The sequence below is a fragment of the Nostoc sp. genome (genome assembly GCF_041747015.1).
Lineage (GTDB): Bacteria > Cyanobacteriota > Cyanobacteriia > Cyanobacteriales > Nostocaceae > Nostoc.
In genome coordinates, this window is the sequence record NZ_JBGTFY010000140.1 from 1 (window position 1) to 18898 (window position 18898).

At 40.2% G+C, this 18898-nt stretch carries 23 protein-coding genes and 1 pseudogene; 17 read left to right on the forward strand and 7 right to left on the reverse strand.

The genetic code is table 11. The features are described 5' to 3' along the window. Positions 1-1568, forward strand: a 1568-nt coding sequence (locus ACEW80_RS10715) for a mechanosensitive ion channel family protein (RefSeq protein ID WP_373526559.1), incomplete at its 5' end; no start/stop codon positions are given. Positions 1569-1595: 27 nt separating this feature from the next. Then, entirely contained in the window at positions 1596-1982 is a 387-nt protein-coding gene (locus ACEW80_RS10720) for a lipopolysaccharide assembly LapA domain-containing protein (protein ID WP_373526560.1), read from the forward strand. A 56-nt stretch (positions 1983-2038) separates the two neighbouring features. Here the strand turns inward: ACEW80_RS10720 and ACEW80_RS10725 are convergent, their stop codons facing one another. From ACEW80_RS10725 to ACEW80_RS10735, 3 genes are all read right to left on the reverse strand, one after another. Continuing rightward, on the reverse strand, positions 2039-3283 hold the full coding sequence (locus ACEW80_RS10725) for an NAD(P)/FAD-dependent oxidoreductase (protein WP_373526596.1): 1245 nt from the start codon (positions 3281-3283) through the stop codon (positions 2039-2041). A 51-nt stretch (positions 3284-3334) separates the two neighbouring features. Continuing rightward, positions 3335-3499, reverse strand: a complete 165-nt coding sequence (rd, locus tag ACEW80_RS10730) for a rubredoxin (protein WP_373526561.1) — start codon at positions 3497-3499, stop codon at positions 3335-3337. Between the two features lie 127 nt (positions 3500-3626). Further along, positions 3627-3821 carry a hypothetical protein gene (locus tag ACEW80_RS10735; RefSeq protein ID WP_373526562.1) on the reverse strand — a complete coding sequence of 65 codons (195 nt, stop codon included), beginning with the start codon at positions 3819-3821 and terminating at the stop codon, positions 3627-3629. A 422-nt stretch (positions 3822-4243) separates the two neighbouring features. Here ACEW80_RS10735 and ACEW80_RS10740 point away from each other — a divergent pair, with 422 nt between their 5' ends. Continuing rightward, complete coding sequence (locus ACEW80_RS10740) at positions 4244-4801, forward strand: SRPBCC family protein (protein WP_373526563.1); 558 nt, start codon at positions 4244-4246, stop codon at positions 4799-4801. A gap of 223 nt (positions 4802-5024) precedes the next feature. On the opposite strand, the gene ACEW80_RS10745 is transcribed toward ACEW80_RS10740, so the two are convergent. Beyond that, positions 5025-5894, reverse strand: a complete 870-nt coding sequence (locus tag ACEW80_RS10745; protein ID WP_373526564.1) for a glycosyltransferase family 2 protein — start codon at positions 5892-5894, stop codon at positions 5025-5027. 372 nt (positions 5895-6266) lie between these two features. Next, a complete protein-coding gene (gene clpB / locus ACEW80_RS10750) occupies positions 6267-8885 on the reverse strand; it encodes an ATP-dependent chaperone ClpB (RefSeq protein WP_373526565.1) in 2619 nt (872 codons plus the stop codon). A gap of 227 nt (positions 8886-9112) precedes the next feature. Between clpB and ACEW80_RS10755 the strand changes: the two genes are divergently transcribed. After that, positions 9113-9259: a hypothetical protein gene (locus tag ACEW80_RS10755; RefSeq protein WP_373526566.1), complete on the forward strand. Its 147-nt coding sequence runs from the start codon at positions 9113-9115 to the stop codon at positions 9257-9259. 58 nt (positions 9260-9317) lie between these two features. Here the strand turns inward: ACEW80_RS10755 and ACEW80_RS10760 are convergent, their stop codons facing one another. Then, positions 9318-9743, reverse strand: a complete 426-nt coding sequence (locus ACEW80_RS10760) for a DUF262 domain-containing protein (RefSeq protein ID WP_373526567.1) — start codon at positions 9741-9743, stop codon at positions 9318-9320. A 370-nt stretch (positions 9744-10113) separates the two neighbouring features. Between ACEW80_RS10760 and ACEW80_RS10765 the strand changes: the two genes are divergently transcribed. The 13 genes and pseudogenes from ACEW80_RS10765 (at position 10114) to ACEW80_RS10825 (ending at position 17620) form a co-directional block, all read left to right on the forward strand. Continuing rightward, complete coding sequence (locus ACEW80_RS10765) at positions 10114-10383, forward strand: hypothetical protein (RefSeq protein WP_373526568.1); 270 nt, start codon at positions 10114-10116, stop codon at positions 10381-10383. After that, positions 10353-10799 (forward strand): HNH endonuclease, encoded by a 447-nt coding sequence (locus ACEW80_RS10770; RefSeq protein WP_373526569.1) that lies wholly within the window; start codon positions 10353-10355, stop codon positions 10797-10799. The genes ACEW80_RS10765 and ACEW80_RS10770 overlap by 31 nt, the downstream gene beginning before the upstream one ends. Positions 10800-10967: 168 nt before the next feature. Further along, complete coding sequence (locus ACEW80_RS10775) at positions 10968-11330, forward strand: hypothetical protein (RefSeq protein WP_373526570.1); 363 nt, start codon at positions 10968-10970, stop codon at positions 11328-11330. A gap of 53 nt (positions 11331-11383) precedes the next feature. Continuing rightward, complete coding sequence (locus ACEW80_RS10780) at positions 11384-11638, forward strand: TIGR02450 family Trp-rich protein (RefSeq protein WP_099103731.1); 255 nt, start codon at positions 11384-11386, stop codon at positions 11636-11638. A 720-nt stretch (positions 11639-12358) separates the two neighbouring features. Next, positions 12359-13225 carry a ferredoxin:protochlorophyllide reductase (ATP-dependent) iron-sulfur ATP-binding protein gene (gene bchL / locus ACEW80_RS10785; protein WP_373526571.1) on the forward strand — a complete coding sequence of 289 codons (867 nt, stop codon included), beginning with the start codon at positions 12359-12361 and terminating at the stop codon, positions 13223-13225. A 32-nt stretch (positions 13226-13257) separates the two neighbouring features. After that, a complete protein-coding gene (locus ACEW80_RS10790) occupies positions 13258-14046 on the forward strand; it encodes a DUF5331 domain-containing protein (RefSeq protein ID WP_373526572.1) in 789 nt (262 codons plus the stop codon). 146 nt (positions 14047-14192) lie between these two features. Further along, positions 14193-15596: a ferredoxin:protochlorophyllide reductase (ATP-dependent) subunit N gene (locus ACEW80_RS10795; protein WP_334903296.1), complete on the forward strand. Its 1404-nt coding sequence runs from the start codon at positions 14193-14195 to the stop codon at positions 15594-15596. 202 nt (positions 15597-15798) lie between these two features. Then, a complete protein-coding gene (locus ACEW80_RS10800; protein WP_373526573.1) occupies positions 15799-16062 on the forward strand; it encodes an AbrB/MazE/SpoVT family DNA-binding domain-containing protein in 264 nt (87 codons plus the stop codon). Then, the gene (locus ACEW80_RS10805) at positions 16049-16444 is read left to right on the forward strand and encodes a type II toxin-antitoxin system VapC family toxin (protein WP_373526574.1); all 396 of its coding nucleotides are present in this window, start codon (positions 16049-16051) and stop codon (positions 16442-16444) included. Before ACEW80_RS10800 ends, ACEW80_RS10805 begins: the two co-directional genes overlap by 14 nt. Before the next feature lie 111 nt (positions 16445-16555). Beyond that, entirely contained in the window at positions 16556-16849 is a 294-nt protein-coding gene (locus ACEW80_RS10810; RefSeq protein WP_373526575.1) for a DUF2442 domain-containing protein, read from the forward strand. 50 nt (positions 16850-16899) lie between these two features. Next, positions 16900-16992: pseudogene (locus tag ACEW80_RS10815) on the forward strand (AbrB family transcriptional regulator); the annotation flags it as partial. 93 nt (positions 16993-17085) lie between these two features. Beyond that, entirely contained in the window at positions 17086-17313 is a 228-nt protein-coding gene (locus tag ACEW80_RS10820; RefSeq protein WP_373526576.1) for a hypothetical protein, read from the forward strand. Further along, on the forward strand, positions 17303-17620 hold the full coding sequence (locus tag ACEW80_RS10825; RefSeq protein WP_373526577.1) for a putative toxin-antitoxin system toxin component, PIN family: 318 nt from the start codon (positions 17303-17305) through the stop codon (positions 17618-17620). Before ACEW80_RS10820 ends, ACEW80_RS10825 begins: the two co-directional genes overlap by 11 nt. 123 nt (positions 17621-17743) lie before the next feature. On the opposite strand, the gene ACEW80_RS10830 is transcribed toward ACEW80_RS10825, so the two are convergent. Further along, positions 17744-18889 carry a hypothetical protein gene (locus tag ACEW80_RS10830; protein ID WP_373526578.1) on the reverse strand — a complete coding sequence of 382 codons (1146 nt, stop codon included), beginning with the start codon at positions 18887-18889 and terminating at the stop codon, positions 17744-17746. Between the last annotated feature and the right edge of the window lie 9 nt (positions 18890-18898).

Consider the following 18898-nt stretch of genomic DNA (forward strand, 5'->3'; position numbering starts at 1 on the left):
TGGGAGATCAAAGATTATTTGTGATTAAAGCAAGTGTTGGCTCGTTTTCAGCCGAAGAGCGATCGCAAGCGGTGACTAACAGAATTGAAATGATGGCTAAAGACTTAACCATTCCAGTTAATTCTTTAAAAATTTCCGAACAGCTAGGTACAACCAATATCTTATCTGGCGATAAAGTCATATTGACGATTACAGATGGTGATGCGAAAGCAGCAGGTAAAACAACGCAAGAACTTGCCAATGAATATGTCCAAGAGATTAGTACTAATATCACTAAGTATAGACAGGATCGGAGTTTAAAAAATATTCTATTTGGGGTTCTTTACACAGTTATTTCTACCGTTGTCCTCTTGATAGTTTTCAAGCTGTTAAATCAGACATTTAAGAAAATATTTAACTGGGTAAGCAATTGGCAAGGAAGAAGTATACCTGCTGTACGCATTCAAAATGTTGAGATTTTGCCTGCATCACGAATCACGTATATTTTAAATCAGATATTTAAAACAATTCGCCTGTTACTAGTTTTGGGAATTCTCTTTATCTATGTTCCATTAGTATTGAGTTTCTTTCCGTGGACTAGGAAAATTAGCACAAATTTATTGAATTATTTATTCTTAGCTTTAGAAGGTGCTATAGAGGCTTCATTTGCTTATTTACCTAAACTGATTTACTTAACGATAATTATTGTTTGTGCTTATTATATTATTAAATTTATTCGACCCATTTTTAGAGAATTAGGTAATGGAAATTTATCTTTGCCTGGATTTTATCCAGAATGGGCAGAACCTACTTTTAAACTAGCGTTATTTTTAATAACCGCTTTGTCCTTAGTAGTGGCATTGCCTTTTTTACCTGGATTTGGTTCACCAGCATTTCAGGGAATTTCGGTTTTCTTGGGTGTTCTATTATCACTTGGTTCATCAGCAGCAGTCGCTAACATTGTTGCGGGAGTTATTCTAATTTATACTCGCGCTTTTAGGATTGGCGATCGCATCAAGATTAACGATGCCATTGGCGATATTGTGGAGAAAACTTTGTTTGTAACACGGATTCGCACTGTCAAAAATGTAGTGATTACTATCCCAAATGGGACGGTGCTAACCAGCCAAATTATCAACTATAGCGCCCTTGCTCAAGACCCTGACTACTATTTAGTTTTACACACTACGGTGACTCTTGGCTATGATGTACCGTGGCGAAAAGTTCATCAAGTACTAACTGATGCGGCGCTAGCAACGTCACAAATATTAACAGAACCTACACCGTTTATATTACAAACAAGTTTGGATGATTTCTATGTGAGTTATGAAATCAACGCCTATACAAGTAAACCTGGCTTAATGGCGAGAATTTACTCAGAACTCCATCAAAACATTCAAGATAAATGCAACGAAGCAGATATTGAAATTCTTTCTCCCCATTATTCAGCAATTCGGGATGGGAATCAAATCACCATTCCCGAAAATTACTTATCTAAAGACTACAAAGCACCGGGATTTCGCCTCTCTCCCCAGGGTAATCTCTTAAATCCATCAAATGGAAAAGACTTTTCGGAAACTCAGGAATAATACGAATTTAATTGATGGAGATATCCTATGCGAATACTGACTTTACTAGCATTATTGATTGCGATCGCAGCAGTGACTTTCGCACTGCAAAACTCAGCCCCGATCGCAGTACAATTTTTAGGGTGGCGATCGCTAGACTTGTCAATGGCGCTAATACTTCTGATTACCTTTAGTTTTGGCGTGTTATTTGGCTTCATAGTCTCATTATTTCCAGCCATCAAAGGTATGAGAAAAAGGTCTGAACTCATGCGGAAAGTCGAACAACAAACCGACGATATTGAAGATCTGAATCGTCAACTAACAGAAGCAACCCATCAACTCCAGATGTTACAATCTGCACAAACACAACATTATTTACCTGAAATACCTGAAGACACATCGTCAAATTATCCTTCAGATAGTTCTATTCAGTGATATTCATCACCAGAGTCTTTGTTTTTTAAGCACTAAAGTCCTTACTACTAACTCTGTTAAGCTGTCTGGCAAGTCGCCATTGCTATCCCTGCTAAATACCCAGTTGTCCAAGCACTTTGGAAGTTAAACCCACCGGTAACGCCATCAATATCTAAGATTTCTCCGGCAAAATAAAGACCAGGAACTAACCTACTTTCCATAGTTTTGAAGTTGACTTCTTTAAGTTTGACGCCGCCACAAGTAACAAATTCTTCTTTGAAAGCTCCTTTGCCGTTGATTAAATATTGTCCCTGAGTAAGTTCTTGCACCAGTTGATTTAAAGTTTTACTAGATATTTCTGCCCAACGGTCTTCTGTGGTAATGCCTGCACGGATAATGATATATTGCCAGAGACGATGGGGTAGGTCAACGCCGCGATGCAATGCGATCGCTTTCTTTCCCCATTCATCCTTAACTACTAAAATTTGTTCTCGCACTTGTTCTTGTTGCAAATGGGGCAGCCAATTAATCAATAATCTGGCTTGATAGCGGCTTTCGTGCAGAACTCTTGCACCCCAAGCAGAAAGTTTTAGAACAGCAGGGCCGCTCAAACCCCAGTGGGTAATTAGTAATGGCCCAGTTTGTTGTAATTGGGATTTTCCGCCCGCAGATAACCGCAATTGGGCAGGGTTAACGCTAACTCCAGCTAAGTCCCTCAGCTTTTGATCGACAATATTGAAGGTAAATAAAGAGGGTACTGGCGGCTCAATTTCATGGCCTAACCCTCGGACAATTTTATAACCCGCAAGGCTACTGCCGGTTGCAAGAAGTAGGCGATCGCATTTAATCGTCTCTCCCGACTTCGGAAGAATTTCAAACCCCCCATCTGCTGAGGTTCGTTTCACTGAAGTTACGTGTGTACCAATACGGAGTTTTACCCCAGATTTCGCCACCGCTTTAATCAGACATTCAACAATGGTTTCTGAAGTGTTGGTAACAGGAAACATCCGGCCATCGGCTTCAGTTTTTAGATAAACTCCACCAGCAGCAAACCAAGCTACTGTATCTTGAGGCCCAAACCGAGTCAAAGCACCCCGCAAAGCTTTTGCACCTCTGGGGTAATTTTGCACTAACTCCTCAGAGTCAAAGCAAGCATGAGTAACGTTGCAGCGTCCGCCACCAGAAATTAGCACTTTCGCTAGGGGTTGGCGACTGGCTTCGAGTAAAGTAACTTGGGCATCAGGATTGGCTTTAGCACAAGCGATCGCGCCAAAAAATCCTGCTGCCCCACCCCCAATAACTACAATTTGTAACGGTAACAATTTCAAAAATGTCTCTTTTACAGCACCTATTCTCTAGGCTAGCTGTTATTTTCACTCTTTATTAGGTTCAAAGTCTTCTTTTGTCGCTCCACAAGTCGGACATACCCAATCTTCTGGTATATCTTCAAAGGGTGTTCCTGGCGCTATGCCGCCATCTGGATCACCTTGTTCTGGGTCATATACATAGCTGCAAACGGTACATAGATAATTTGCCATGTTCCTTTTCCTTAGTAAATTGTTAGCATTGCTTCACTATTAAATACTTCTAGCAGTGAGTGAAAATAGACACGCTACAATTCTTCACTAAAGACGATGACAAGCTGCTGTTTTCGCTCATATTCTATTAAAAACGCCACCATCTCCTTTGGGCATAACTGATAATGGCTATGGCGATCGCCCCTAGTAGTAGTAGCAAAATTATTCCGCCTGGAATAAAAGTGAGAATACCAAAGCCTCGCAGTACCCAGACGGCGACGCTAATACCGAGAAGGATACCGAAAATTTGAATTAATTTACGATTTAAAGCAGATTGACTCACCTATTTTTCCTCTCAACTCAACAGACATTACATTTAATATTGATAATTAAGATATAAAATTACGATGAAGTTGCGGTTTAATTTGAAATAACACGTAAAAATCGAGAGATGCTATCTAGACGTTAGGGTAAGGTGCTTGATATTAACTTGTGTTTATGCCATTCTAGCTGTTAAAAAACTAATTTTTCATCTACAAGTATTGCTCTGATCAAATTCCCTTAAGTAGTAATTGGGTTCATTGTGATAGGCAATACAGTTTTTAGATCAAAGTAACTGAAATAATTAGCAGAAAATTACCATTTCTGGAAAAGATAGGCATTACACTGGAACTAAAATTTAATGGGTTTGATCTAAATCAAGTTTTATGACTTGTAGTTTAAACTCCATTTAGGTGGATGAGTTGAGGAGTAACTAAAATCATTATGTCTGCGTCTTATATCCCAGACTCCATTATTGCAGGTTCAGATATGGCTTGGACTCAAGACAAGCAAAGGTTGCTGGTACAGGGTGAAATTTTAGTAGAAACGCGATCGCACAAGATGTGGGGTGGCGCTGTGACAGCCTGGATGTATTTGCCGATGGTGCGATCGCAAGCTTGGCAGCAATTAACTGATTATCCCCGGTGGGTGCAATATTTTCCTGATATTACTAAAAGCGAAGTAATTTACAAAGGTGAAGTAAAGCATCTGTATCAAGCAGCACAAAAAGCCTTTTTCTTTTTCACCGCTCAAGTTGAAATTTACCTCAACGTTATAGAAGTGCTGGGGCAGCAAATTCAATTTCGCATGGAAAAAGGGAGTTTTGAGGATTTTAACGCCAATTTAGAACTCCAAGATTGCGGTAATGGTACAATGCTTGCCTATACTGTGCAAGCTACGCCTCTTATTCCAATTCCATCTATTTTCATTCAACAAGCAATGAACTTAGAGTTACCTGCAAATATGCGTAAAATGCGACAAGTGCTTTGCAAGAATCAATAAAAAATTCAGGCGTTGATGTGACTAATGGATAGCTTAAAAAAGGGGTAACTAGAGTCGTTTGCCCCCTTTTTAAGGGGGTTGGGGGATCTAAAACCAGGTAAATTGAGTGTTTGAGCTTAAGTTGACACGTTTGGCAGACTCGCTACCCCTACGCTATCAGTGGTGATGGTGAATTCAAGCCCTCGCTGATTGCTGCCTTCTGCCTTATCTTGTTAACGAGTCTTTATTTAGTGTTTAAATACGAAATCGATTTCATGAATCGATTCCTAATCGATTGAGGTAATCGTTGCGGATACTTAGAAAAATAGAAAATTCTTAATGTAATAAAAACCATGACTCGATTCAAATGTATCTCCCATTGCTGAATTAATGGGAGTGTTTTCGCATACTCCTTAAACAACTTTTGGATTCGCGTTTGACTTGTTCCATTTGTAGAATCATCAAAAGTTTTCGTTCCTGGGTAATACCTATAATTTCCCCAAGTTTCATTAAAATATTTTACATAAGCTACTTTAACTGATTTAAGTAGGAAATCTATATCCATTACATAATGCTCTTCAACTTTGTAGGCTCCAATTTTTTGATGCAAGGATTTGTGGTAGAAGTAAGCCGATGGATTCATAGGAAAAGCAGCATCAACCATTCCGTCGTCATTAATTTGCTTTCCCATCATTAAATCAACTGTCCGTAGTCGTTTAGGTTTATTAATCTGAATTAACTTGTCTTGATGATCCCACTTATTACAATTGCCAACAATTAAGCTAGGTTCTGGTAGAGTTTTAAAGAGTTCCGATACGCGGCTAATAACGTTTAGCTCATAGAAATCATCAACATTTAAAATGCCTATAATCGCTCCTTGTGCCATAGCAATTCCTTTATTCATCGCATCGGACTGTCCCTGATCTTTTTCAGAAATCCAGCGGATGTGGGGATATTGATTGGCGTAATATTTGATAATATCTATTGTTTTGTCGGTTGAGACGCCATCGACAATGATATGCTCGACTTCCGCAAAATTTTGTTTAATGACATTTTGAAGGCATGATTCTATAAATTTATCACCGTTATAAACTGGTGTAATTACACTAATCATTAGTTATTACCTCGTAAAAAAGACTGGGGACTGAAAACTGGGAAAGAGTTTTCCCAATACGGTTCGGTTAAGATCCCCCCGCCTGCGGCGACCCCCTTAAAAAGGGGGTAAAAGAGGGTTATAAGCCCCCCTTTTTAAGGGGAGCCAGCGCGGTCTTCTCCCAAGGGCGATGGGGTCTCCCCAAGAGGAGCGACTGGCGTGGGTTGGGGGGATCTCTGAGGAATGAACACGTTAACTGAACTGTATTGAGAGTTTTCCTAATTCCCAATTCCTTTTATGAACATAATTTAGGATTTCCACTTTCCTCTAGATAATTCAAAAACCCGACCTTTGTCAGAAAACGGGTTTTTGTGTGTGATTTGTGAGATGTGATTATCCAGTAAATACCTCCACTGGTAAACGGCTAAATGACAACCTTTCATTTTGCACATCAATAAAGATAGTATCACCCTCGTTGAATTCGCCGCGCAAGATAGCTTTAGCAATTTGAGTTTCTAACTCCCGCTGAATAGCTCGCTTCAGTGGACGCGCCCCATATACCGGGTCGTATCCTACTTCTGCTAAAAAGTCAAGTGCAGCATCCGAGAGCTTGAGGGATATTTTGCGCTCGCCCAGTCTTTTCCGTAATCTTTCCACTTGCAATAGCACAATTTGCCGCAATTCCTTCCTATCCAAACCGTGGAAGATGATAATTTCGTCAATTCGGTTCAGGAACTCTGGACGGAAACTATTTCGCATCGCTTCCATGACTCGACGGCGCATTTCGTCGTAGTGGGCGTTATCCCCGGCGACATCAAGAATATATTGCGAACCGATGTTGCTGGTCATGATGATAATAGCGTTCTTGAAGTCTACCTTATGACCTTGGGCATCAGTGACGCGACCATCATCAAGAATTTGCAAGAAGATATTAAATACATCGGGGTGTGCTTTCTCGATTTCATCGAAGAGAATCACTGAGTAAGGACGGCGACGAATCGCTTCTGTAAGTTGTCCACCTTCTTCGTAACCTACGTATCCTGGAGGCGCACCGATCAGCCTGGAGACGGCGTGTTTCTCCATATACTCAGACATATCGATTCGCACCAGCGCATCTTCACTATCGAACATATACGCCGCCAGCGCTTTCGCCAATTCAGTTTTACCCACACCCGTAGGCCCAAGAAAAACAAAGCTAGCGATGGGACGATTCGGATCAGCTAGTCCAGCACGCGATCGCTGAATTGCATCGGCTACAGCTGTGACGGCTTCTTCTTGTCCAATTACGCGGTGGTGCAGTTCATCTTCTAAATGCAGCAGTTTCTCTTTCTCAGATTCCACCAATTTGCTAATGGGAATCCCTGTCCATTTAGAAATAATTTCGGCAATATCAGCTTCCGTTACTTCTTCCCTTAATAGGGATTTACCACTTCTTTGAGTGTTTGCCAATTCAGCTTCTACTGCTTCCAATTGGCGATGCAAACTGGTTAAAGTGCCGTATTTCAACTCAGCAGCGCGGTTAAGATCGTAGTCGCGTTCTGCTTGCTGAATTTCCAAGTTGGCCTGTTCAATCTCTTTTTTAACAGACTGAATTTTATCAATAATATCTTTTTCAGATTGCCATTGAGTATTCAGTGTTCTTTGTTCTTCTTTGAGATCGGCAATTTCTTTTTCCAATCTCTCTAGACGTTCACGAGAAGCTGCATCGCTTTCTTTTTTCAGCGATAGCTTCTCCATTTCCAATTGCAGAATCTTGCGATCAATTTCGTCGAGTTCTTCTGGTTTAGAAGTAATCTCCATTTTCAATCTAGCGGCGGCTTCATCTACCAAGTCAATTGCTTTATCTGGTAAGAAGCGATCGCTAATATATCGACTAGACAATACGGCTGCTGCAACTAAAGCACTGTCAGAAATCTTCACCCCGTGGTGGTTTTCATAACGTTCTCTCAACCCGCGCAAAATCGAAATACTATCTTCTACACTAGGCTGATCGACATAAACCTGTTGGAAACGTCTTTCCAGTGCAGCATCTTTTTCGATATGTTTGCGGTATTCATCCAGAGTTGTCGCCCCAATACAGCGCAGTTCGCCCCGCGCCAACATTGGTTTTAATAAGTTACTAGCATCCATCGCGCCTTGAGTTGCACCAGCGCCGACAACTGTATGAATTTCATCAATAAATAAAATAATCTTGCCGGTAGATTCAGTAACTTCTTTTAATACTGCTTTCAGGCGTTCTTCAAATTCACCCCGGAATTTTGCCCCTGCAATCAAAGCACCCATATCTAAAGAAATCAGCTTGCAGTCTTTGAGGGACTGGGGTACATCACCTGCAATAATGCGCTGTGCTAATCCTTCGGCGATCGCAGTTTTACCAACACCAGGTTCACCAATTAGCACAGGGTTATTCTTAGTACGGCGTGAGAGAATTTGGATGGTGCGGCGAATCTCATCATCTCGCCCAATCACTGGGTCAAGTTGACCTTTACGCGCGGCTTCTGTGAGATCACGCCCATATTTTTCCAGTGCTTCGTATTTGCCTTCTGGATTTTGATCGGTCACTTTTTGGCTCCCACGAATTTGTTTAATAATATTTTTTAGTTTGCTTTCGTCTAAACCAAATTCTTGGAATAAACCTTTACCAAAGCGGTCGTCTTTGGCGTAAGCCAGCAATAAGTGTTCAATTGAAATATATTCGTCTTGAAACTCTTTGCGATATCCGTCTGCTCGATCTAGAAGTGTATCTAAGCTGCGTCCTAAGTAGACAGAACTGCTGGTACCGGATACTTTTGGCTGACGTTGGAAAAATTGTTCAGTGCGATCACGCAGTTTTTGAAGGTTAACACCTGCCTTAGTGAAAATCCCAGTTGCTAGACCATCTTGTTCTAGCAGCGCTTTCATCAGATGTTCACTTTCTATCTGCTGTTGTTGATATTGTTTAACAATATCCGGGGTATGGGCGATCGCTTCCCAGGCTTTTTCTGTAAATTGTTCAGGATTAGTAGGTTGCATAGGCTTTTTCAGGAACGTAGAGGCGCAGTGGTGAAGCAGCGCGGTCTTGGGGGTTTCCCCCATAAGCGACTGCTGAACCCGGAGGGCTTGTCGCAGGCTACCACCAGAACACCAAGTAAAGAAGATTTCTGCTCTCAATTGATATTGTATGAACAGGATAGCGATCGCCTAGATCGGTGTTCACATCTTGTAAAAGTGGTATTTTCCCCTAGTTCCGATTTTCCTATGTGCGATTCTTGTTCATTGCAACGAGTCAGGGAGGCGTTGCAGTGATCATCGGCTTGCAGATAATGGATATTAACCAACAAAAAGAACAATTTAGCATCAGCTATATTAGAGCGATCGCTGCCCTTGCAGGTTATTCTTTAAAATAGCTGTAAAGTAAATAGCTACATATGTGATTGTCTTCCACATTATTTTTAATCACTGTAATTAAACATTTGAAAAATTATAATTATTCAAATCTGTTAAAGCTTCTAAGCCTGTTAAGTTAAATTCATCATTAACAAATTCGTGTAATGTGGATAGTCTTTGTAAACCATCTACAATAATATACTTACCTTCTACAGTTTGATTAACATATAAAGCAGGTAATGGAAAGTTAAGGATTACTGATTCAATAAAATTATTTTTCTTTTCTGGTGTCCAAACTAAATTGCGTTGAAAATCAGGATCAATGATCAGTTTTTTATTATCATATTTTCTCATTAACTCGAAAACTGTTTGAAGGTCTTCTCTAATGTCAATATCTGCTGTAGTTGGATCATAAGGATACAACCCTCCATTATCACTTCTATCTTCTTCAGCAGTATCTTCATCTTTTTCAATTACATCACTATCTTGTACTTCAATATCCATTTATCTTTACTCCTTTTGCTGGCTGATATACGCGATATTGTAGGGACTTGCAGTGAATTTTAAAGCACCTAATAATTTAATTATGACATCTCCTAGCCACTCAGAATGTCCTCCTGCTACATCCACTACAGTCTAAGCTAAACTTTTGCCAAATCTCCAACTTCCTCTAAACAATCTTCGCCGCCTAACTCAGCAACCGCAGTCAGTGCGTGTAGCTCGTTTTCCCTAGATATCTAGTATGCTCGTTATCGATAACATCGGCAAAAGTTCATATACGTAAAATTATCTGAAAATTACTCGCTCGCACCCACAACGCTATAATCATTGATTAATTGAGGCACAATAGAACCAAAGGCAGTGTGAACACACAATGACTACTCAATTGATGATTCAACCCTCATCCTTAATATCTTCTGGTATCAGGATGAGCGAATTCGGTAATATTTATCTGTTTAAATTTACCGATGAGCTACAGTCTCGTTTTGAAGAACTTTTGCAGAAGAAAAAAGCTGATGCGCTCACTCCTCAAGAAGAAGCTGAATATATAGGTATCTCCGAATTAGAGCGAATATTTACCTTGATTAACGCTCAACTAGCAGCCAAAAGTAAATGGTGTCCGAACAAACCCGAAGACTTGTAAGAAAACGATCTGAATATCTCTGCGAATACTGTCATTCTCCAGAATACTTGAGTCCAGACCGTTTTACCATTGACCATATCATGCCGCAGTCTTTGGGTGGCTCTGATGAACTGGATAATTTGGCATTAGCTTGTCATCGCTGTAATGAGCGTCACTATAATTTTACAGTAGGTATTGATCCCAAAACCCAAGAACAAGTCTCTTTATTTCATCCCCGTCAACAACAATGGTCTGAGCATTTCATCTGGACAAAAGACGGGACAAGAATTGTAGGTACAACTCCTATAGGGAGAGCTACTAGCCATCGCTTTGACTTCAATGATGAACGTCGGGATGAGCCTTCGATTCAAGTGGCTCGTCGTTTTTGGGTAGAAGCTGGTTGGCATCCACCCCAGTCAGATTCACGTCAAGAATAAAAGAAAATGCTTTTCCCCTATATTGACTCAAGGCTAAGTTTCCGCCAAATCCCCGACTTACTCCAAACAAACTATTTTTGTCGCCGAACTCATTAATTACCGTTAAAGATTAATCCAGGGGCTTGGCAGTAGTTACCATAATCCCAGGTCGCCTAGTGGATGCTGAAAATGATTGACCCCTACGACTTTGAAGATGATGACTTTGACTTTGAGGATGAAGATTTCTTGAAAATAAAACCCATCAGCCAAATGAGCGAAGGGGAAAAGCTACAGCGATTTAAGCGGTTCTTCGACAGCAGCAGCCGTGCTATGTTGCAAGACTGTCTGTTTCGCATCATCAATTACGAAGATGGTACGGGTACGTTAGAAATTCTTTGCCCTAACGAAGTCGTAAGGCAACGACTTTCCAAGAAAAAGCGCAAAATTACCAACAACATCAACACCTGCTGGAGTCATATCAGATGGTTTTCGCTATGTGTACAGCAAGATAATGAGTTGCATTGCCAGAAGTTTACCCGTAATGGTGGGTGATTTACTTCGATCTTAGCTGGGGACTGGGTAAGCAGAGGAGAGACAATTGACTAATGACTAAAAAACAAAAATTTCCTTACCTAGTTGGTTCTAAGTGGACAGCACAGCAAAAAGTTGATGGCTGGCGGCACTTCCAAGTTGTCAATCGGAAAAATCAGGCTAAGTGGGTTTACGCCGAAATGGTTGCTGCTTGTGATCCGAAAGTCCGTTTTTGGATAAATGCCAAATTATTACAAGATAATTCTCAATGGCAAGCTGGTTGGCAAACATTACAGGAAATCCACGGACTTGAAACTGAAGTGTCCTGATTTACCTCGTTCCCAGATTATTAATCTTAGACAATATCTAGGAATTTAATAATTTTTTACAAAATCAGACTAACTTACTCTCAAGCAGCAATTAAAGGGTCTTAGCTAACGACTGAAAACTCGCAATTTATCTGCGATACCTTCTCTACGAGACGCTACGCGTAGCTTGCTTCCACGAAGTGGTACGGTGAGCTACGCTAACGCAAATTGCAGTAGTATTTCCAGCATCGGGCTGCATATAACTCTCTTTACCCTTAACCTTGCGCCCCAATGCCCTGAAAACACCTTGTACAACCCAATACCTTCGCCATTTTTTTGTAGGTTGGGTTTTGCTTCGCTCAACCCAACCTACGAATCCAGGCATTTTTCGATTTGGCTAAGGTATTGACAACCATTAGCTAATTCTATGAAAAGCATTCAAAAAAGCTTATTTTAGCTTTTTGTATTTTGTAACTATTTTTATATAAATAAGTTATAAAAACTTTTTATTGACTGTTTTTAGAGCTATTAAAGCCTCTAAGCTTTATAAAAACCATAAATACACATAATTAAGCTCTAATTCATCATATAACATCGTTTTACAGATTGAGAGCCACTTTCTTTTCTACGTAATTTGCCCAATAATGACATTCACAGACCTCACACATCGCCATCTCAGGACAGGTGAAGGCAAATGTTTGAGCCACAAGTTTGACAAAAAGCTATAAGAGGCAAACAACAGTGAAACTAGCAGTCTACGGAAAAGGTGGTATCGGCAAATCCACAACTAGCTGTAACATATCAGTCGCCCTAGCTAAACGTGGCAAGAAAGTGCTGCAAATTGGCTGCGACCCCAAACATGACAGTACTTTTACCCTGACTGGGTTTTTGATTCCCACAATTATCGACACCCTCCAAGAAAAGGACTATCACTACGAAGATGTCTGGCCGGAAGATGTAATTTACAAAGGCTACGGTGGTGTTGATTGCGTAGAAGCAGGTGGACCACCTGCGGGTGCTGGATGCGGTGGTTACGTAGTCGGTGAAACCGTAAAATTACTTAAAGAACTCAATGCCTTTGATGAATACGATATAATTCTTTTTGATGTTCTGGGTGACGTAGTTTGCGGTGGTTTTGCAGCACCACTCAACTATGCAGATTACTGCCTGATCATTACAGACAACGGCTTTGATGCTTTGTTTGCTGCTAACCGCATTGCTGCTTCAGTCCGCGAAAAAGCCCGAACTCACCCACTGCGTTTAGCTGGGTTAATTGGCAACCGCACCTCCAAACGCGACTTAATTGAAAAATATCTAGAAGCAGTGCCCATGCCAGTTCTAGAAGTTTTACCTTTGATTGAAGATATCCGTGTTTCCCGTGTGAAAGGTAAGACTTTGTTTGAAATGGCAGAGCAAGATCCTTCCCTAGACTACGTTTGCGATTACTATCTCAGCATCGCTGATCAAATTTTGGCGCGTCCCGAAGGTGTTGTACCTAACGACACACCAGATCGTGAGTTGTTCTCTTTGTTGTCCGATTTTTATTTAAATCCGGGTAAACCCCAGGTTGCTAATTCACAAGAGGAACTAGACTTGATGATTGTATAAATCACTAAGTTCTTAGGATGGGGGACAATAATATGGCTTTCTTTCACAGCTTTACAGATTCATTAAAGCAAAAGTGGTTGCAATTTTTCCAGAACAATCGGGACTGGATTACCCTGCATATGCAAGTTGAGTCAGTATATACCCCTGATGGCGGGAAGCGACCACCTTCTTACCTCATCCTGGGAGTAGTTAACGCCCTAGAACCAAAGCTAGCGCAGTTAATGTTGCCCTTTGCCAAACTAAATCCTGACGCTGATACGCTGATTGAAGTGCTGGATTTGCATTTTGACCCAGATTTCGCTCTCGGTAATCGCTTCCTCGTCAACCCAGAAGCAGAAAAATACGGAGATGATTTAGCAGTTGTCATTGACGAAAAGCCTGAAGCTGAAACATTGACACATTCCCATACAAATGGTTTTGAGTCGGTGGCGGTAGTTGAAGAGTTCGCAATAGTGGATTCTGATGATCAAAGCCTGGGGATCATCGACTTGGAGGAAACCGAAAATGGCTTTGGCGATATTTCCTTAGCCAACGGACACGACTCAAAAGATGAGTCTCTCCAAATCTCTAGTCTAGAAGCAGATGAGTTTGGGGAAATTGCCTTCGATACAACAGTTGCAATGGAAGTAAAGCTGGATGACGACCAGGCGCTTGAGGATACTCCACTAGACGAAAATGCGTTTAAAGACGTGTTGTCAGATGTCTGGGGTGATGAAACAGCTTTGCAAAAGGCTGAAGAAAATAACGATTTTTTAGGGGAAGAACTGCCAGCAGGCGTTTTTGATGAATCAGAAATTGCCCGTCTCTTCCCCAACGCTTAATTACTAAGTTAGGAGTTAGGAGTTAAGAGTGCTGAGTGCTGAGTGCTGAGTGCTGAGTTAAGAGTTATGAGTTATGAGTTTTTATTACTTACTAACTTCTAAATTATTAACTCCTAACTTGAAAATCAAGGGGAGAATAAACCAATATGACTGTTGCTCAACAACCAGAAGCTTTAAACTTTGAGTGTGAAACTGGAAATTACCATACCTTTTGCCCAATTAGCTGCGTGGCGTGGTTATACCAAAAAATTGAAGATAGCTTCTTTTTGGTGATTGGGACAAAAACTTGTGGCTACTTCCTGCAAAATGCAATGGGGGTGATGATTTTTGCTGAACCCCGCTATGCAATGGCAGAGTTGGAAGAGGGCGATATTTCGGCACAATTGAATGATTATGAAGAGTTAAAACGGTTGTGCTTGCAGATTAAACGCGATCGCAATCCGAGTGTAATTGTCTGGATTGGCACTTGCACTACTGAAATTATCAAAACAGATTTGGAAGGTTTGGCACCGAAGCTGGAATCTGAAATTGGTATTCCCATCGTTGTAGCGCGGGCAAATGGTCTAGATTACGCCTTCACCCAAGGAGAAGACACCGTATTAGCTGCAATGGCTAACCGTTGTCCTGATAAGGCTCCTGTGGCGGAAACAGAGAAAAATGAACGTAATGCGATCGCTAAATTGCTCAACTTCGGTAAGAAGAAAGAAGATGTCGCCCAAGATGAATCTGAGTACGTAAATCACACACCACTGGTTCTCTTTGGCTCCCTTCCCGACCCCGTAGTTACTCAGTTAACCTTGGAACTGAAAAAGCAAGGGATCAAAGTTTCTGGCTGGCTACCGGCGAAGCGCTTCACTGAATTGCCAGTATTGGAAGAAGGGTATTATGTCGCTGGTGTCAACCCCTTCCTCAGCCGCACTGCTACCACCTTAATGCGCCGCCGCAAATGTAAACTCATTGGCGCACCCTTCCCCATTGGCCCCGATGGCACCCGTGCTTGGATTGAGAAAATCTGCTCGGTGTTCGGTATTACTCCCAAAGGTTTGGATGAACGGGAAGCACAAATTTGGGCAGGTTTGGAAGATTATGTGAAACTGATTCGCGGTAAGTCTGTATTCTTCATGGGTGATAACTTGCTGGAAGTTTCCCAAGCAAGATTTTTAATCCGTTGTGGGATGACTGTTCACGAAATCGGCATTCCCTACATGGATAAGCGCTATCAAGCTGCTGAGTTGGCGCTGTTGGAGAAAACTTGCCAGGAAATGAATTCACCTCTGCCAAGGATTGTAGAGAAGCCGGATAATTACAATCAACTTCAGCGAATTTATGCGTTGAAACCAGACTTGGTAATTACTGGTATGGCTCATGCTAATCCATTGGAAGCACGCGGTATTAATACTAAGTGGTCTGTAGAGTTCACTTTTGCTCAAATTCACGGCTTTACGAATGCGCGTGACTTGTTAGAGTTGGTGACTCGTCCGTTGCGTCGGAATAATAATTTGAAAGATTTGGGTTGGGATAAGTTAGTGAGAGAAGAAGCGAAGATTTAGATTTGGGTTTGGATTTAGCAACAGCGTATGATTAAGGCGAACTTAAAATGTTCGCCTTTTTTTATCTCACGCAATCGCTCTTAGCGATCTCGTTCGCGGAGCGTCTCGAAGAGAAGAGTAGGCGCAAAGGAAGAGGAAGAATTGAGAATAGTTAAAAATGCTAAAATTTGTTTATAGTCTTAGTTTTTGACTTTTTAACTTAATGGAAATTACAAAATTGTCTCCTCAAGGACAAGTCATTATTCCCCAATCTCTGCGGGAAGCTCATCAATGGGAAGTGGGTCAAGAATTTATTATTATTGATATGGGTGATGGAATTCTTTTAAAGCCTAAGAATTCTTTTCCAGAAACTAAATTAGATGATGTAGCAGGCTGCTTAAAATATCAAGGAAAACCTAAAACTCTTGAAGATATGGATAATGCGATTCGCCAGGGTATAGAGGAATCGTGGCATGATTGCGGTTGATACAAATATAATTGTTAGATTTTTGACTCAAGATGATGAATTACAGTTCCAAAAGAGCAGAGAAATTTTCCAGACTCAAGATATTTTTATTGCAGATACGGTAATCCTTGAGACTGAATGGGTGTTAAGGTTTGCATACAAGTTGAAACCAGATGAGATATGTACAACTTTGAAAAACATTTTTGGTTTACCTAATATTTACTTGACTAATCCTAGTTTAATTGTTCAAGTAATCCAATGGCATGAAAATGGCTTAGATTTTGCTGATGCTTTTCATCTAGCTCAAAGTCAACACTGTTCTAAATTTTATACATTTGATGAAAAGTTTATTAAAAGAGCGAAGGGGCTAACGCAGTGCGAAGTTAAAAAGCCTTTGACTTAGGTGGGAATTATCCAGAACAAATGTTTTAGATAGAAATACTAGAGAATTAGTAACTTGTCCCCTATGTCTGAATAATAATTTGAAAGATTTGGGTTGGGATTAGAGTGAATTATGCTTAAAGACATTATAGAAGTTATTCCTTACGATAATTATCAACTCTATTTGAAGTTTGAAGATGGAAAAGAAGGTATTGTTGATGTTAACCAGTTAATCGAATTTAAAGGAATTTTTGCACCTTTAAAAGATTTAAACTATTTTAAAACTGTTAAACTTAACGCTGAATGGGGAACAATTCACTGGGATAATGGCGCAGATTTAGACCCAGATGTTCTTTCTTCTGTGGTTACTAACCAATCTATTCCGACATATAGAAATCTGAAAGAATATGAAAAAAGTTGGAGTTAAAACAGAAGCAATTCCAGAAGTCGGTGATTTATTAAAGCCTAGTAATTTTTTTTTCAGTAACTAAATTAGATGATGTAGCAGGTTGCTTAAAATATCCAGGAAAACCTAAAACTCTTGAGGATATGGATAATGCAATTCGCTAAGGTATAGAGGAATCGTGATTTAAAAGTAGAAAACTGGCTCAGACCTGATTAAAAAAGCTAACAAGTTTCTATTCCCTAACTCCAGAACTCACCATGACTCAAAAAACCTATCAACTCCCCCTAACCTTCGAGCAAATTCTTAATCTTGTCCTACAACTTCCCGCACACGAACAAGAACAACTTATTCAAGAAATAAAGAAAACCTCTTCAAATAATAAAGATGAAGATTTACTTAGTATTTTTGACAGAATCGGCAGAAATGCTCAAGCTAAAGGATTAACCGAAGAAACTCTAGAAGAATTACTTGCCGATGAATCATAAACTAATTGTCATTGACACAAATGTTTTACTTAGTGCTGCTCTAAGTCCTAATGGAACAGCCCGTAAAGCCCTAGATAAAGTCTATAAAGAATTCAAAATTGCTCAAAGCGATGAAACTTATCAAGAATTAAACACACGAATTTACAAACGTAAATTCGATAAATATATCTCAGATCAAGACCGACAAGATTTTTTGGACATAGTTAAAAAATACAGTCAATTTCTAGAAATAAAATCTCAAATAAACACCTGTAGAGATCCAGATGACAACAAATTTTTAGAACTTGCTAAAGATGCCAATGCATAATTTTTAATCACAGGAGATCAAGACCTTTTATCACTCAAGACCCTAGCCTAATATCAAAACCAGATTATTACTCCCAGAGACTTTATTGACCTTGATTAATTCATCTTTAATCCTGTAATTAGTTCAGATGGAAGGCTGTAACTCTAGAGGTTTGGATGGAATTATGTACATTAATTCTGCGCCGTCTGGTTTAATTTCTGTAGACGGAGTTAATTTAAGCCAGTCATGAAAGCTGATTCCTAATTGGGATATTGCTTGTACTTCTGTTTGGTAAGATTCAAAGCGGCGATTGGTTTCAATCATAGATTCCATTACTTCCAAAGTTTTAGGAAGACGTGCGTAAATCTGCGGCTTAGGATCATCCCAAATTGCTTTTCCTACCCAATCTACCTTGGAATCCCAAATTGCTGCTGATATCGATTCTATCCACTTATTTGGGTCTTTAGCTAACATGAATAGATTCATACGTTGCATGTCGAAGACTACATTTTCATTCAAAGTTGGGTCGAGCCATTGGTAAATTCGGGTTAGCCTCCGCAAATCAATCTGACCTCTGAACTGAGGTTGTAAGTATACTGCTGGGTTAGAAGTAAGCAGAAGGTTAATATATTTCTGAATACGAGAATGAATAACTATTGATCCTTCTTGAAAGCGGCGAAGTGCTGTATCGTGTTCTTCTAATTCTAAATAGCAACGTGCTTCAGCTAGGTAGGCTAAAGATAAAGTTAGCAGATATTCATCAGCAATTTGGCTCTGTTGCTCAATTTCAATATCAGCAAATTCAGTATAAATATGCTCTGCTTCTAAAAAGCGGTTAATGGCTTGTAGGGCGCTACTTCTACGATTTTCAATTTTGGTCATCGTAAAAGCATTAACAGCTAAATCGAGCGCAGCACGAAAATTAGCATAAAAACTAACATCGATTTTACGGTTAATGTGATTTAACAGTTTTTGTGCTTGTTGTAAGCGTTGTTCTAATTCTTTAAGCCGTTGTAGTATCACAGCAAAACCTATAACTGAGACACCCAGATTAAGTATACTGACTGTACTACTTACCTGCAAAATTCCTTGAGTTAGTTGCAGACTTCGCCCAAGTTCCCCTAACTGATTTGTAGTAGAATTATTTGACCCCTGCTCCCGTAACCAAGTAACGATTTGTTTCGTGCTTACGTCTCGAATGACACCTCCAACCCGTTCAAGGGTTCCATCTGTTAGTCCTTTGCCAATCCAATCAGCAAGCATAAAGGTTACTGTCAGTGGTAAGCTCATAATCTTCTC